Origin of the sequence: Mesorhizobium sp. ISC11 (genome assembly GCF_037162595.1) — a bacterium.
In the GTDB taxonomy this organism is placed as follows: domain Bacteria; phylum Pseudomonadota; class Alphaproteobacteria; order Rhizobiales; family Rhizobiaceae; genus Mesorhizobium; species Mesorhizobium ciceri.
This window is the reverse complement of record NZ_JAVSPW010000001.1, coordinates 952,742-966,326: the sequence shown is the minus strand read 5'-3', so window position 1 is coordinate 966,326 and position 13,585 is coordinate 952,742. Positions and strand designations below refer to the sequence as shown.

Genomic DNA, 13,585 nt, shown 5'->3' with positions numbered 1-13,585 from the left:
ACACTCAGAACTCGATCCCCTGCTGCGCTTTCACGCCGGCGGAAAAATGATGCTTGGTCACGCCCATTTCGGTGACGAGGTCTGCGGCCTCGACCAGCGCCGGCTTGGCGTTGCGGCCGGTGACAACGACATGCAGGCCCTCGCGCCGCGCTTTTAGCGCGCCAACCACTCTGTCGAGATCGAGATAGTCGTAGCGCAGCGCAATGTTCAATTCGTCGAGCACCAGCAGGCTGATCGACGGATCGGCCATCAGTTCGAGCACCTTGGCCCAGGCGGCTTCGGCGGCAGCGATGTCGCGCTTCAGATCCTGGGTTTCCCAGGTGAACCCCTCGCCCATCGCGTGCCACACGACACGGTCGCCGAAGGCGGCGAAGGCGTCCTTCTCGCCGGTGTGCCACTTGCCCTTGATGAACTGGACGACACCGACGCGCTTGCCGTAGCCGAGCATCCGCAGCGCCAGCCCGAAGGCGGCCGTGGTCTTGCCTTTGCCCGGGCCGGTGTTGACGATCAGCAATCCCTTCTCGACCGTCTTGCTCGCCACCTCGGCATCCTGCACCGCCTTGCGCTTGGCCATCTTGGCGCGGTGGCGCTCTTCATCCTTATTGTCGATATCGGTCATATCATTTCACCTTGAGCGGCAGCCCCGCCACCATCAGCAGCACCGTATCGGCAATCGCCGCGACCTGCTGGTTGAGCCGGCCGGCGGCATCGCGAAACCGGCGCGCCAGTGCATTGTCCGGCACGATGCCTTGTCCGACTTCATTGGACACCACGAACCAGGGGCCGCGCGGCCGCGACAACACCTCCGCCAATCGCCGGCATTCAAGGTCCAGATCGTGTTCGGCCAGCATATGGTTGGTCAGCCACAGCGTCAGGCAGTCGACAAGCACCGGCCGATCGTCCGGCAAGGCGGCAAGCGCGCCCGCGAGATCGAGCGGTGCGTCGATGGTCGTCCAGCCTTCGCCGCGCCGCGACCGGTGCAACGCGATGCGCTCACGCATCTCGTCATCATAGGCTTGCGCCGTGGCGATATAGGTCCAGGGCGGCGGCAAGGCGGTCGCCAAAATTTCGGCGTGCGCGCTCTTGCCGGAGCGCGCACCGCCGATGAGGAAGGTCAGTGTCTTGCGATCAGGCAAAGCTGTCGCGCAGGCTGGTCGCGGTGCCGGTGAAGCGGCCGCGCACCACGCCGACAACCGCGCCGAGCACCAGCCAGAACACCAGATTGGTCACGGTCACCGCCACCACGAACTGGTGATGCAGCCCTTCCGGAATCGCCGTCTCGTAACTGTCGGGCTGCGGTGCCCCGACAACATGCGGTGCGACGATCAAAAGGACGGCAAGGATCGCCAGCGGCAGCGACTTGCGGAACGCGATCAGGCCGAGACCGGCAGCGGTTGCCGCCACCGTTGCCCACCACCAGATCTGGCGCTGGGTGAGATCGGCGGCCGGCATGGCCGGCAGTTCCGGCGGCAGGCCGAGGCCCGGTGCCAGCGTGAACACGGCAAAGCCGGCCAGGCCCCAGAACACGCCCTGGCGCCAACCACCGATGCCGCCGGCGAATTCGGAAACCGCGACCAGGATCAACCCGAAGCCGATGCCGGTGACGATGTTGGCAAGCACGCTGAAGGCGAAACGCTCGAAACCGTCTGCCGGCGCCCAGCCCTCGTCTTCCGCCGCAGCAGTCGCTTCGGCAGGGGCCGGAGCGGCTGCGCTCATGGCATTGCTATTCGCTGCTGCCGGAGCGGCATGGTCATGGTGATGCCCGCCGCCCGCCTGTTCGTAGACTTCCGCCTTCAGGATCAGCGGCACGGTCGCATAGGCCTGCATGCAGGCAAGAACGACGCCGGCCACGAGCCCTGCGATCGCCGCGATGAACACGACGTTGCGAAACAGGTTCATGATGTCAGCCCCTCGTCAGTGGCAGGGAAATGCCATCGAATGGCGATAGTCGTGAGCCGCATTGTGGACCGCATCGATATGCGAGAAGCCGACAAAGCCCATCACGAAAATGCCGAGCAGCGCGGCAAGCGCGAGCTGCATGAAGCGCGACTGCGAGGAGACGGAAGCGCCGAGGGAGACGGAAGCGGTAGTCATGTCTTGTCCTTTCGCCCTCCACCCGAGGGCATCGAAGTCAGTTTCCTGTCGCCGGCAGGTCTCCTGGCTCACGGATCAGCGTCCTTCCCCACCTTCCCGAAGAAAAATCTTCAGTGGCATATGGAGAGGACTACCGCACACAGTTGCGGGGGCAGCCACGGCATTGGGCGAAATCCGCCCTTACCGCATTCCCTCTTGGCTCCAAAATGGAACCGGCGACACCGGCGACTATAGGCAGAATCCTCGCGTCCGGCAAACCAAATTCCGCCGGCGACCGTTGCGAATGCGCCATGAAGGTCAAAGCGATTTCGGCAGATAGCGCCACGTCACGAAGCCGCAGACCGCCGCCAGCAGGCCAAGCGTGACGAACACCGAGCCCAGGCCGAAGAAGGCCAGCACCACCGAATAGACCAGCGGCGGCGTCAGCTCGGAAAAGTCGAGATAGGTGCGATAGACCGCCGCCATCTGCGATCTTTCATAGGAGCGCACCGAGCGCATGAAGGCGGTCGAGCCGAGCGCATCGAGCGCAATGGTGAAGAAGGCGCCGCAGAGCAAGAAGGCGCCGGTGAGCAGCGGCACGGTTTCGCCGACGAAGCCCGCCTCCAGAAGCGCGACCGACATGGCGAAATAGGCAAATGTCATGGTCCTGCGGCCGCCAAAGCGCTTTCCCGCCTTGCCCCAGAAAATCGCCATGAACAAAAGCGCGTTGCCGGCCGAAACCAGCAGGCCGCCGGCCAGCTTGCCCTCACCCGTAATGACCATGAACAGCGGCCCATAGACGAAGAACGTCGTCCAGAAACAGGAGCGCCCAAACGCGATCAGCCAGGCCAGCCTGAGCCTGGGCTGGGCGATGAAGCGGCCGATATTGGCGAGCGGATTGGCTGGTCGCGTCTTGCCGGGACGGATCGACGGGTTGTCGCCGAGCCGGTAGGTCCAGAACAATGCCAGCAGCGCTAACGCGAACACGGCCACCGCGCCATGCGCGGCATAGACGCCGAAGCGCGTGTAGAGGAAGATGCCGAGCGTCGGCCCACCGGTCCAGGCCAGCATCGACCACGCCATGCGCAGCGATTCGGCCTGCATGAAGTCGGTCTTGCGGATGTGGTCCATGATGTAGAGGTTGAGCGTGATCGACAGCGCGCTGGCTCCCATCACCCGGCACAGCATGCCGGCCAGTTGCCCGGCAAGCGTGTCGGTGACGAAGAACAGCGAGCCGATGGCCAGCAGGCAGGCGCCCGCCGTGTAGACCCAGCGCCGGGCGAAACGGCGGATCAGCATCGGCATGAACAATGTCACCGACAGGCCGAGCATCGCCACGACGGTGTAGAGGATCGAGACGATCTGCTCGTTGTGCAGGATCTCGTAAGCCTGGATCGGGATGACGCTCGACACCGTGGCGCGGGCGAAGGATTCGACCGCATAGAGCGAAGCGAAGGTGCGCGCGTCCGCGGCCTTGAGGGCCGGTAGCCAGATCGGATGGCGCACATGGGTGGACATTGCTTCCCCGAAGCAGATTCACCGGGTCAAATCTGCCGTGGCGACCTCAGCGCCAATAAGAGAAAACCGACGTGCATCCGGCAAAAGCGAAGCCGGCCAAAGGCTTTCCGGCACTGGCCCAATGCCGCGGCTGATCCGGCGTTATCGGCAGGGTTGCCGGTCTTCTTTTGTCCTGGGCAACCGTGATAGTCCTCCAGCGGGGCTGAATCAGAATGCGAGACCATGAGCATCCAAACGCCGACCGCGCCCGTTCAGGATCGACCAAAGCGCATCGTCGCCATCGACATCGTGCGCGGCATCGCGCTGATCGCCATGGCAAGCTACCATTTCACCTGGGATCTGGAGTTCTTCGGCTACACCGATCCCGGCCTGACCGCCTTCGGCTGGTGGAAGATTTACGCGCGCTGCATCGCCTCGACCTTCCTGTTCCTGGTCGGCGTCAGCCTGTATCTCGCCCACGGCCGACAAATCCGCTGGAACGGCTTCTGGAAGCGGTTCGCCATGGTCGCCGGAGCCGCGATCGCGATTTCGGTCGTCACCCGCATAGCCACTCCGGACGGCTTCATCTTCTTCGGCATCTTGCACGAGATCGCGCTGGCCAGCCTGCTCGGTCTCGCCTTCCTGCGCCTGCCGGCGCTGCTGACGCTTGTCGTCGCCGCGCTCGTTATCGCCGCCCCCGTCTATCTGCGCTTCGAGGCCTTCGATCACCCATGGCTGTGGTGGGTCGGCCTGTCGGCGACCAATCCGCGCTCCAACGACTACGTTCCGCTGTTTCCGTGGTTCGGCGCCGTACTTGCGGGCATCGCGGTGACGAAACTCGCGGCAGGTGCCGGCCTGCTTGCCAGGCTTGCCAATCTGGCGCCCGGTCGCTTGGCCAACCCGCTGGTCTTCATCGGCCGGCACAGCCTGGCTTTCTATTTGATCCACCAGCCGCTGCTGATCGGCTGCGTCTGGCTGTTCTCGCAGATCATGCCGGCGCAGGTCGAAACCCCGCAGGTGAATTTCCTCAAAACCTGCCAGCTGTCCTGCGAGCAGTCGCGCGACACCGAGTTCTGTACGAGCTACTGTGTCTGCATGCTCGATACGCTCGAGGGCGAGTCCACGCTTGATAGGCTCTACAACAACGATCAGACTGCGGAGTGGAAAGCGCATTTGTCCGATCTCGCCGGCATGTGCACCGCCAAGACCGACAGCAAGTTGATGGAGGGAGGGGCCGAATGACCGAGAACCAACCGAAGCCGGGGCTCATACCGTGGCCGCCGCTGATCTACATCGCCGCCATCGCCGTCAGCATCGCACTGGGCCTGCTCTATCCCCTGCCCTGGATCGGCGACCTGCTGGGCGATATCCTGTTCGCGGCCGGCTGGGTGGCGCTGTTTGCCGTCGCCGCACTCTGGTTCACCGCGATCCGCACCATGATCCGGGCCAAGACCACGCTCAACCCCAACGCTGTACCCGATCACCTGGTCACCACGGGTCCCTTCGGCGTCACCCGCAATCCGATGTATCTGGCCAACACGCTGCTGTTGATCGGCGTCGCCTTTGTCTCGGGCATCGTGTGGTTCCTGCCACTGGCGTTCATCGCCGCCTATGCCACGCAGAAGGTGGCGATCGAAGGCGAGGAAAAGGTGCTGGCAGCAAAATTCGGCAAGAAATACCGCGACTACGCCAAACGCGTGCGCCGCTGGATTTGAGCTGGCTTTCAAGCGGCCAATCTCCCCCCCTCGTGGGGGAGATGTCCGGCAGGAGAGAGGGGGGCGCTGTCCCTCAAACTCTCTGCCTACGTATTCACGCCAAGCTCCACCAGCCGCTCCACACAAGACTCCTCGGCCTGGTCGAGTTCAGCCAGCGTCTCCTCGAGGTCGCGGCGTTTCTGCCGGAGATCCTCGCGCTTTTCCTCGATGCGCTTGATCATCAGGTTGAGCTGGCCGACTTCGCCGGGCGGCTCCTTGTACATCTGGATGATTTCGCGAATCTCGTTGATCGAGAAGCCAAGCCTTTTGCCGCGCATGATCTGGCGAATGAGCTGCCGGTCGGAGGGGCGAAACAGCCGCGTGCGGCCGCGCCGCACCGGCTGCACCAGCCCTTCGTCCTCGTAAAAGCGCAGCGTCCGCGTCGACACGTCGAACTCGCGGGTCAACTCGGTGATCGAATAATATTCTCGCATTGCCACTCCCACACGCCGAAACACCGGGGCGATCGCCATGGCGGCGTCACCCTTCTGTCCCGAACCAAAACCCATGCCATGCCGGAATCGACATGGCGCCCCGCGCGAGCCTCGCACGGCATTTACGTAAAAGTCAATTGAGCCAAAAGGCATGCCTTCAGGGCACGCCGAACCACCACGTGGCAATGCCGAGAAATGCAAAGAAACCGACGACGTCGGTAACCGTGGTGACGAAGACCGCCGAAGCGACCGCCGGATCGACCTTGAAACGATCGAGCAGCAGCGGGATCAGGATGCCGGCCAGGGCGGCCACGAACATGTTGATGATCATCGCCGCCGCGATGATCCCGCCCAGATTGGGATCACGGAACCAGGCTGCCGCGACGATGCCGATCAGGATGGCGAAGACGATGCCGTTGATGAAGCCGACACCCATCTCGCGGCGAATGATGCGGCCGGCATTGTAGATGTCGAGATCCCTGGTCGCCAACGCCCGCACGGTGACGGTCATGGTTTGCGAGCCGGCATTGCCGCCCATGCCCGCGACGATCGGCATCAGCACCGCCAGTGCCACGATGTGTTCGATCGTGCGGTCGAACAGGCTGATCACCGACGCCGCCAGGAACGCGGTCAGAAGGTTGATCAGCAGCCACGGAACGCGTGAGCGCGAGGTCGAAAAGATGCTGTCGGAAAGCTCTTCGTCGCCGACGCCGCCCATGCGCATCAGATCTTCCTCGGCCTCCTGCTGGATGACGTCGACGACATCGTCGATGGTCAGAACGCCAACCAGACGTTCGTTCTCGTCGACGACCGCGGCCGACAAAAGATCGTACTGCTCGAATTCCCGCGCCGCCTCTTCCTGGTCCATGGTGGCCGGAATGGCGTGCCGCGTCTCGTGCATCACCTCCTCGACCTTGACCGAACGCTTGGTGCGCAGGATCTGGTCGAGGTCGATGGCGCCGAGCAGCTTGAAGCTCGGATCGATGACGAAGATCTGGCTGAAGCGCTCGGGAAGATTGTTGTCCTCGCGCATGTAGTCGATGGTCTGGCCGATCGTCCAGAACGGCGGAACCGCGACGAACTCGGTCTGCATGCGGCGGCCGGCCGTCTCTTCGGGATAATCGAGCGAGCGGCGCAGCCTGATCCGCTCGGTGAACGGCAGTTGCGACAGGATCTCGTCCTGGTCTTCCTGGTCGAGATCCTCGAGAATGTAGACGGCGTCGTCGGAATCGAGCTCCTGCACCGCCTGCGCGATCTGCGCATTGGGCAGATTGTCGACGATCTCCATACGGATCGCCTCGTCGACCTCCGTCAGCGAGGAAAAGTCGAAATCGGCGCCCAGGAGTTCGACCAGCGCGCGGCGCTGTTCGGGATGCAGCGCCTCGAGCAGATCGCCGAGCTCCGACTGGTGCAGGTCGTCGACTTCATGCTTGAGGGTCAGCGTGTCGCGGTCGGCGATCGCCGCGCCGATCCGCGCCAGGAAGGACGAAAGCACGGCGCCGTCCTCGCCATAGATGTCGGCGTGGTTGTCCTCGGCGGCCCCGGCGCCGGTCGTCCGTTCGTGCTCGCCTTCCACCAGCGCCTCCCGCCACAAGAATCCCGGAAAAGGTGCAAATCAGGTCTAGAGCATCGGACCCAAAAGGGGAAACCGGTTTTGGAGAATCCGACGCTCAAAAAGAAAGTGGCGTAAAGTGCGGGAATATCAACGAAATGCGTCCGGCCCGCAGCGGGCGAGACCGGCACAAATCGGATTATGGGAAGAGAATGGTGCGGTCGAGAATTGTCGCACTTTGAGGCGGGCAAAGGACTTAGCAGAGAAATAGCCCGCACATCGTCCGTTGATTCTATTGCAGAAACCCGTAGCCGCGCCCGCACCTGATCTTGTGCCGCGAAGGGCCGTCGATCGCAACTCCTTGTGTCTGCGCTTGACGGTCGAATCCGCGAGACCTATATAAATCTTCGACGGATTTAAATGGGTCGACGCGAATGAGCATCAAAATTCTAAAAGAGGAAGCCGCTCGGCTGTTCCCGAATGTCGCTCAGTTCGACCAAAAGCTCTACACACGCTTGGCCGCTATCGGACTGGTTTCTCGGAAGCGGCCTGGCCGGTCCTACGACCAACTCGAGCCCCGGGAGATCGCGGCGTTTCTCCTCGCCAGACTGTCGGCTGACTACCTTGACGAAGCGGTGGCTGTGACGAGCGCGATTCACGACATGCCGGGCAGAATGGATGGCGTTCCCTCCCATTGGACCGAATGCCGTGCGCTTGCCTCCGGTACCTTGCTGGACTGGTTCGCCGCGCTGGTAGCGGACTTCATGGCCGGCCGGGCCGACAAGGATCAAGGTCTAGGGAATTGCGAGATCCGCCTTAGCGTTCCGCTTCCAACGGTTCGCATCGGCCTTGCGGCAAACTGGTGGCAAGCTGACAAAGACCGAAAACCTTGGGCCGCATTTGAGGGGCGGTTTGCTCGCTCGCCAGAGTACGAAGACGACGGCGACTACCTCAGCGACCTAGCCGCTATCGAGGCGATACAGCCGAAGTCTCTGAGGATGACGGCGATTGTCAGCGAGAGGTCGATTGACCTCGCGACGGTCCGCGCCTTTGCGCGGGCGTTCCACCAATGAGGGGCGCAGCCGTGGCGGCCGTCAATGCAATCCCCGAGACCCTGAAGGGCGATGTCCTTTGGGGAGCGAAGAGCATTGCTCGATTTCTGGATTGCTCTCCCGATTTTGTCGAAACGCTTTGCGAAGATCGATCGGCGCCAGTGCGCCGGAAGGCCGGTCGTATCTGCGCTCTGAAGTCTGATCTTGTGGCCTGGCTTTCCGACGCCACCCCTCGATAGCACCTTTCAGCCCTTTTGAGCCCCCTCCAGCCTGCTATCCAAATCAGGCGCGTTTTCCCAAATCTCGGGCATGCGATGGTTTGGAAAATCAAAGGCGGAAGACGTTCGGGCGATCGAGCCCGAGACGCACGTTTTTATTATCGGCCCGGAAGGCGCCCGGTCACTCTCCCATCCATCCGATGAACTGCTTGCGCTCTTCGGAGCCCAGCCAACGGCAGCGGGTATCCAAGTCGGAACGCGAACGCCGCTGAAGTGCTCTCCCTCCTTCGCTTCCATCCGGTTGATTTGTGAACTCGCGGGTGAACTGCCCATTCACGTTTACCGTCGGGGCAAAGATGATTCCCGTGATCGTGTCCGCGATCATCCGATCGAAACTCTTTTGGGCAGTTTTGCAAACCCTTGGACTCCGGGCCCTCAGTTCCGCCGCGAAGTGACGTTGGCCGCCCTCCTAGAGGGTCGCGGCCTGGCCAAGATCATTCGCGTCCGCAAGGAAATTCGCGAACTGCAGCCGCTTTGCGGCGCAACCATCAAGCCCGATGAGGCAACCGGGGAGCCGCATTACCAAACTCCAAGAAAGGGCGGCGGCACCGACATTCTATCTTGGCGCGACGTCCTCGACGTAGCTGCACTTGGCGGCGAAGCGCCGGCGAAACTGGCACGAGAGGCAATCGCTCTTTCCCTCATTCTGGAAAGCCATGGCGCCCGGTTCTTCAAAAATGGCGGACGGCCGTCGGGCATCTTGAGCTTCAAGACCTCACTCGGTCCCGGTGTCGCGAAAGAAATCGCCGACGCCTGGAATGAAGAGACCGACGGCGGCAAGCGAGGCGGCGTCGTCCCTCTCGGTCACGACGTCACCTATACGCCGATCGATTTTAAGTCGACCGACTCGCAATACCTTGAAAACAGAAAGTATCAGGCGACCGAGATTGGCCGGTTCTTCGGCGTTCCGCCGACGCTGCTTGGCATGCTTGAGGGTGCCACATTCACCAACTCGGAAACGCTCGGCAGTCAGTTTCTCGCCTTCGTCCTCAATCCGTGGATCACGGCTTGGAAGGGTGCAATCAGCCGATCGATGCTCACCGAACAAGAGCGCCGTGACCACTACGTTGAATTCGAAACAAAGGCGCTGGTTAAGGCCGATCTAAAGGCTCGCTTCGAAGCGTATGCCCGCGCCGTCGGCGGCCCCTTCTTGCTCCCGAACGAAGCCCGCGCCGCTGAAAACCTGGCGGCTACAGACGGCGGCGACAAACTCAATCTCCCCCAAGGTGCGCCCGCTCCGGCAACCATAACTGAGGAGCCCGCAACAAATGCGTGAGAATCTCGACGTCCTCGAACTGAGACTCAGCAAGCCGGCCGATGACGGAACGCTTGAGGGCATAGCCGTCCCTTTCAATCAATTGGACAGCTACGGCACGAGCTTCGATCGCCGCGCCTTCACTGGCCTGGCCGGTCGCAAGATCCCAATGCTGTGGTCACACCGACAGGACGAAGTAATCGGGCAATGGACTGACTTCGCCACCGATGACACCGGGCTGCGAACGATCGGCCGCCTGAATATGGAAGTCGGGCGCGCCCGCGAAATCCGCAGCATGCTTATCGCAGGCGACGTTTCAGGAATCTCCATCGGCTTTGAGACGATCAAAGACGAGAGGAAGGCCGGCGGAGTCCGCCACATAACCCAAGCCATTTTGCATGAAATCAGTCTGGTTGCGCTGCCGAGTATTCCGGGCGCGCGAGTGACTTCAATCCGACACGGCCGAGACAGCGCGGCGGCCGCATTTATCACCGCAGTGCATGCGGCCACCCGCGCTTTCGCAGAAGGAAAATAAACATGAAACATTCCCGAATTGAAATCCGGTCCGCCGTGCCGCTGGAAACGCGCGCCGATCCGGATCCGATCGAAGCGGCGACACAGGCAGTCGCGGAAATGCGCACGGCGTTCGATGACCGCATGACCGGCATTGACGAACTGACGGCACGTCTGGACGAGATCGAGACACGAGCGGCGCGGCCTGGCACTCAGGAACGGACCGAAGAGCCGACGGTCGAACGGCGCGCGTTCGTGGGCTACGTTCGCAGCGGCCGCGAGGCGCTGAGCGCCGACGAGATCCGCGCACTTCGCGTCGGCGACGACACGGCCGGCGGCTTCCTAGCCCCCCCGGAATTCCAGACCGAAATGCAACGCGAGCTTGTTCAATACTCGCCAATTCGTGAGGCGGCACGCGTCGGCACAACTGCCCGCGGCTCAGTCATTTTCCCGAAGCGCACAGCGATCACAACCGCCTTGTGGGAAGGCGAAACGGAGGACTCGGAAGAGTCTGAGCCGGCGTTCGGTCAACAGGAGATCTTCGTTCACGAAATGAGAACCTTCACCGATGTCAGCAACAAGTTGCTCGAGGATTCGGCGGTCAATATCGAGTCCGAACTAAACATGGCCTTCTCCGAAGACTTTGGCCAAAAGGAAGGCATCTCTTTCGTCAATGGCACCGGAGTGAAGCAGCCTGAAGGCGTCATGCAGAATGCGGATATCGCCTATACGGCGAACGGGCATGCAACGATCCTCGCCGCCGATCCCCTGATCACCCTGCTTTACGCTTTGCCGAAAGCGTACCGATCGCGCGGCGCCTGGATGATGAACGGCACAACGCTGGCGACGATCCGCAAGCTGAAGGACGGCCAAAACAACTACCTTTGGCAACCTTCGTTTCAGGCGGGTGAACCGGAGACCATTCTTGGCCGCCCTGTGGTCGAAGCGGTCGACATGCCCGACATCGCCGCCAACGCGTTCCCGATCCTCTACGGCGACTTTGCCGGCGGGTATCGGATCTATGACCGCGTCGGTCTCAGCGTGCTTCGCGACCCGTTCACACAGGCAAAGAGCGGCCTCGTCCGCTTCCATGCCCGTCGCCGCGTCGGCGGTGCTGTGACCCAGGCCGCTCGCTTCCGCAAGCTCAAGATGGCCACGTCGTAAGCGGCGCCAAGGAACAAGGAACAACGAAAATGCGTGAACTGAAAAACTCTCTCGCCTCCCGGCAATCGCTGGCACCGGCATTGCGAACCGTAACGGCAACCGGGGCGGCGATCGACCGCGCTGGCTTCGAGTCGCTGACCTTCGCCATTCATGTTGGCGCTTGGACCGATGGCGTTCACACGGTCTCTTTCGAGGACAGCGACGACAACTCGAACTTCGACGCGGTTGCCGCTGGTGACCTCGTTGGCACGGCGCCCGTCATCCAAGACAACGGCGACTCGCCAAGCGGCCCGACCTTCGTGAACGAAAACGTTCTGATCGGCTACATCGGCGATCGCCAGTACGTCCGCCCGAAGTCCACCGTGACAGGTTCACCTGGGACGGGCGCCTTCATCGGCATTGACGTCATTCTTGGCCACGCAAGCAAGCGGCCAACCGAATAGGACGAGGCCTCACTCCTCAGAGGCCCCGCGATCGGGCCGCAAACGGCAGCAGACCTCCCCGGGGCCTAGTCCTTGTGCGTGCATTGTAGGGGTCAAGGTCCGCAAGGTCGCAAACTTTAGGCGGACGGTCACGGCGCGTGGCTGTCCGCCAATTCCAGAAAGGCTAGATCATGCAAGACCCGTATGAAGACAACATTCCAGGCCCACTGTCGTTTGGCCGTACCTCACGTCTTGTCAGTCCATCGGATAGCGAAGACCTTCCCGTCGTTGCAAAGACTGTGGTGTGCACCACCGCAGGCAACATCAGCGTTGTTCCAGTCCAGAACGCCAATAATGCGCCTGTTCCATTCGTTGCTGTCCACGCGGGTTTCCTCGTGCCGTTCCAGGTTCGGCGCGTCATGGCCACTGGCACGACGTCGACCGTGTACACGTTGGAAGACTGATGCCGACGCGTGCTCCGTCGATATGCCAATGCGGCCGCCCGGTCCCGTCCGGAGTCCGCTGCGCTTGCAGAGCCAAGTCCGACGCAGAGCGCAAGGCCAAGTATGACGCAAAACGGCCAAGCGCAGCCGAGCGCGGGTACGGCGGCAAATGGCAGGCTGCACGGCTGGAGCATCTTGGTAGGCATCCGATGTGTGAGCGCTGTCTGGCGGCCGGTCGACGGGTCAAGGCGACGGTCGTCAACCACCGCACTCCGCACAGGGGCGACATGCGCCTGTTTTGGTCCCGGTCCAACTGGGAGTCGGCCTGTGATCATCACCACAATTCAACCATTCAATCCGAAGAGCGCCGGCAAATGAGGGCGGACCAATGCTGACGCTTGTCACCCCACCGGAGGGACTCCCGGTCTCACTCGCTGAGGCAAAGGCGCAACTCGGCATCAAAGTCACCACCGTGCACGACGCGATGATCAACCGCCTTATAGCGGCCGTGACGGCGAAACTGGACGGCGAAAGCGGGATGCTTGGCCGAGCCCTGGTCACCCAAGAATGGACGATGACGCTGGATTACTTCCCCGCTGAAATCGTCGTTCCGCTGCCTCCTTTGCAGTCGGTTGAGGAGATCACGTACCTCGATGCCGCCGGCGAAGAGCAAACCCTGGCAACCAACAACTACGCTGTTCTTGGCATCGCAGGATCGAAGCGGGCCCGTATCGTTCCGGCCTATGGGAAGACGTGGCCGGCCACGAGGGATTTTCCCGAGTCTGTCACTGTGTCTTTCACCGCCGGATATGGGGATGACGAAGACAGCGTTCCTGAGCCGTTGCGCGCGGCGATCCTGCTCCATGTCGGTCACCTGTTCGAAAACAGAGAGACCACGATCGTTGATGAGCGGACCGCATTGTCTGTTGAGGTGACGCCATACGGGTTTGACGATCTGATCGCGCCCTATCGGCTTTGGGGGTTTGGCTCGTGAGCTCCCTTGGCGACAGCACCCGGAATTTGATGCTCACCCTCCTAGAAGACAATCCAGCGCTTCGCGAGATGGCGGGCGTTCGGATCTGGTTTGAGGAAAACATTCCCGATCCCGCACGCTGGCCCTTCCTCACTATCGGACGCCCGCAACTCCG

At 62.1% G+C, this 13,585-nt stretch carries 16 protein-coding genes and 1 riboswitch; of the genes, 9 read left to right on the top strand and 7 right to left on the bottom strand.

Going from position 1 to position 13,585, the window contains the following annotated elements; all coding sequences use genetic code 11:
* Positions 1–4: 4 nt before the first annotated feature.
* From cobO to RPF88_RS04855, 5 genes are all read right to left on the bottom strand, one after another.
* Positions 5–619, bottom strand: a complete 615-nt coding sequence (cobO, locus tag RPF88_RS04875; protein ID WP_063172410.1) for a cob(I)yrinic acid a,c-diamide adenosyltransferase — start codon at positions 617–619, stop codon at positions 5–7.
* Position 620: 1 nt separating this feature from the next.
* Positions 621–1,136, bottom strand: coding sequence for a bifunctional adenosylcobinamide kinase/adenosylcobinamide-phosphate guanylyltransferase (cobU, locus tag RPF88_RS04870; RefSeq protein ID WP_337121820.1), 516 nt, complete (start codon positions 1,134–1,136; stop codon positions 621–623).
* On the bottom strand, positions 1,129–1,899 hold the full coding sequence (locus tag RPF88_RS04865) for a CbtA family protein (RefSeq protein ID WP_024501349.1): 771 nt from the start codon (positions 1,897–1,899) through the stop codon (positions 1,129–1,131). Before RPF88_RS04865 ends, cobU begins: the two co-directional genes overlap by 8 nt.
* A 15-nt stretch (positions 1,900–1,914) precedes the next feature.
* Positions 1,915–2,094, bottom strand: a complete 180-nt coding sequence (locus tag RPF88_RS04860) for a CbtB domain-containing protein (protein ID WP_013531117.1) — start codon at positions 2,092–2,094, stop codon at positions 1,915–1,917.
* A gap of 36 nt (positions 2,095–2,130) precedes the next feature.
* Positions 2,131–2,335: riboswitch (cobalamin riboswitch) on the bottom strand.
* Between the two features lie 56 nt (positions 2,336–2,391).
* Complete coding sequence (locus RPF88_RS04855) at positions 2,392–3,591, bottom strand: MFS transporter (RefSeq protein WP_337121818.1); 1,200 nt, start codon at positions 3,589–3,591, stop codon at positions 2,392–2,394.
* Positions 3,592–3,813: 222 nt separating this feature from the next.
* Here RPF88_RS04855 and RPF88_RS04850 point away from each other — a divergent pair, with 222 nt between their 5' ends.
* Positions 3,814–4,812 (top strand): heparan-alpha-glucosaminide N-acetyltransferase, encoded by a 999-nt coding sequence (locus RPF88_RS04850; RefSeq protein ID WP_063168230.1) that lies wholly within the window; start codon positions 3,814–3,816, stop codon positions 4,810–4,812.
* On the top strand, positions 4,809–5,285 hold the full coding sequence (locus RPF88_RS04845; RefSeq protein WP_024501351.1) for a methyltransferase family protein: 477 nt from the start codon (positions 4,809–4,811) through the stop codon (positions 5,283–5,285). The genes RPF88_RS04850 and RPF88_RS04845 overlap by 4 nt, the downstream gene beginning before the upstream one ends.
* Before the next feature lie 86 nt (positions 5,286–5,371).
* Here the strand turns inward: RPF88_RS04845 and RPF88_RS04840 are convergent, their stop codons facing one another.
* Both RPF88_RS04840 and mgtE read right to left on the bottom strand, forming a co-directional pair.
* Positions 5,372–5,758: a MerR family transcriptional regulator gene (locus RPF88_RS04840; RefSeq protein ID WP_013531113.1), complete on the bottom strand. Its 387-nt coding sequence runs from the start codon at positions 5,756–5,758 to the stop codon at positions 5,372–5,374.
* Between the two features lie 157 nt (positions 5,759–5,915).
* Positions 5,916–7,334: a magnesium transporter gene (gene mgtE / locus RPF88_RS04835; RefSeq protein ID WP_013531112.1), complete on the bottom strand. Its 1,419-nt coding sequence runs from the start codon at positions 7,332–7,334 to the stop codon at positions 5,916–5,918.
* 410 nt (positions 7,335–7,744) lie between these two features.
* Between mgtE and RPF88_RS04830 the strand changes: the two genes are divergently transcribed.
* The 7 genes from RPF88_RS04830 (at position 7,745) to RPF88_RS04805 (ending at position 13,431) form a co-directional block, all read left to right on the top strand.
* Entirely contained in the window at positions 7,745–8,383 is a 639-nt protein-coding gene (locus RPF88_RS04830; RefSeq protein ID WP_337121817.1) for a hypothetical protein, read from the top strand.
* A 288-nt stretch (positions 8,384–8,671) separates the two neighbouring features.
* Positions 8,672–9,916 (top strand): phage portal protein, encoded by a 1,245-nt coding sequence (locus RPF88_RS04825; protein ID WP_337121816.1) that lies wholly within the window; start codon positions 8,672–8,674, stop codon positions 9,914–9,916.
* Positions 9,909–10,430: an HK97 family phage prohead protease gene (locus RPF88_RS04820; protein WP_337121815.1), complete on the top strand. Its 522-nt coding sequence runs from the start codon at positions 9,909–9,911 to the stop codon at positions 10,428–10,430. Before RPF88_RS04825 ends, RPF88_RS04820 begins: the two co-directional genes overlap by 8 nt.
* 2 nt (positions 10,431–10,432) lie before the next feature.
* The gene (locus tag RPF88_RS04815; RefSeq protein WP_337121813.1) at positions 10,433–11,572 is read left to right on the top strand and encodes a phage major capsid protein; all 1,140 of its coding nucleotides are present in this window, start codon (positions 10,433–10,435) and stop codon (positions 11,570–11,572) included.
* Between the two features lie 29 nt (positions 11,573–11,601).
* Positions 11,602–12,015, top strand: a complete 414-nt coding sequence (locus RPF88_RS04810) for a hypothetical protein (RefSeq protein WP_337121812.1) — start codon at positions 11,602–11,604, stop codon at positions 12,013–12,015.
* 170 nt (positions 12,016–12,185) lie between these two features.
* Positions 12,186–12,458 (top strand): spike base protein, RCAP_Rcc01079 family, encoded by a 273-nt coding sequence (locus tag RPF88_RS33290; protein WP_442921262.1) that lies wholly within the window; start codon positions 12,186–12,188, stop codon positions 12,456–12,458.
* Positions 12,459–12,825: 367 nt separating this feature from the next.
* Positions 12,826–13,431: a head-tail connector protein gene (locus tag RPF88_RS04805; protein ID WP_337121811.1), complete on the top strand. Its 606-nt coding sequence runs from the start codon at positions 12,826–12,828 to the stop codon at positions 13,429–13,431.
* Positions 13,432–13,585 lie beyond the last annotated feature (154 nt).

Excerpts from the sequence above, each read along its gene's own strand:
- RPF88_RS04815 (WP_337121813.1), top strand. The coding sequence starts at position 10,433 with ATGAAACATTCCCGAATTGAAATCCGGTCCGCCGTGCCGCTGGAAACG.
- RPF88_RS04850 (WP_063168230.1), top strand. The coding sequence starts at position 3,814 with ATGAGCATCCAAACGCCGACCGCGCCCGTTCAGGATCGACCAAAGCGC.
- RPF88_RS04845 (WP_024501351.1), top strand. The coding sequence starts at position 4,809 with ATGACCGAGAACCAACCGAAGCCGGGGCTCATACCGTGGCCGCCGCTG.
- RPF88_RS04860 (WP_013531117.1), bottom strand. The coding sequence starts at position 2,094 with ATGACTACCGCTTCCGTCTCCCTCGGCGCTTCCGTCTCCTCGCAGTCG.
- RPF88_RS04830 (WP_337121817.1), top strand. The coding sequence starts at position 7,745 with ATGAGCATCAAAATTCTAAAAGAGGAAGCCGCTCGGCTGTTCCCGAAT.
- cobO (WP_063172410.1), bottom strand. The coding sequence starts at position 619 with ATGACCGATATCGACAATAAGGATGAAGAGCGCCACCGCGCCAAGATG.
- RPF88_RS33290 (WP_442921262.1), top strand. The coding sequence starts at position 12,186 with ATGCAAGACCCGTATGAAGACAACATTCCAGGCCCACTGTCGTTTGGC.
- RPF88_RS04805 (WP_337121811.1), top strand. The coding sequence starts at position 12,826 with ATGCTGACGCTTGTCACCCCACCGGAGGGACTCCCGGTCTCACTCGCT.
- RPF88_RS04825 (WP_337121816.1), top strand. The coding sequence starts at position 8,672 with ATGCGATGGTTTGGAAAATCAAAGGCGGAAGACGTTCGGGCGATCGAG.
- RPF88_RS04865 (WP_024501349.1), bottom strand. The coding sequence starts at position 1,899 with ATGAACCTGTTTCGCAACGTCGTGTTCATCGCGGCGATCGCAGGGCTC.
- RPF88_RS04855 (WP_337121818.1), bottom strand. The coding sequence starts at position 3,591 with ATGTCCACCCATGTGCGCCATCCGATCTGGCTACCGGCCCTCAAGGCC.
- RPF88_RS04810 (WP_337121812.1), top strand. The coding sequence starts at position 11,602 with ATGCGTGAACTGAAAAACTCTCTCGCCTCCCGGCAATCGCTGGCACCG.
- RPF88_RS04820 (WP_337121815.1), top strand. The coding sequence starts at position 9,909 with ATGCGTGAGAATCTCGACGTCCTCGAACTGAGACTCAGCAAGCCGGCC.
- RPF88_RS04840 (WP_013531113.1), bottom strand. The coding sequence starts at position 5,758 with ATGCGAGAATATTATTCGATCACCGAGTTGACCCGCGAGTTCGACGTG.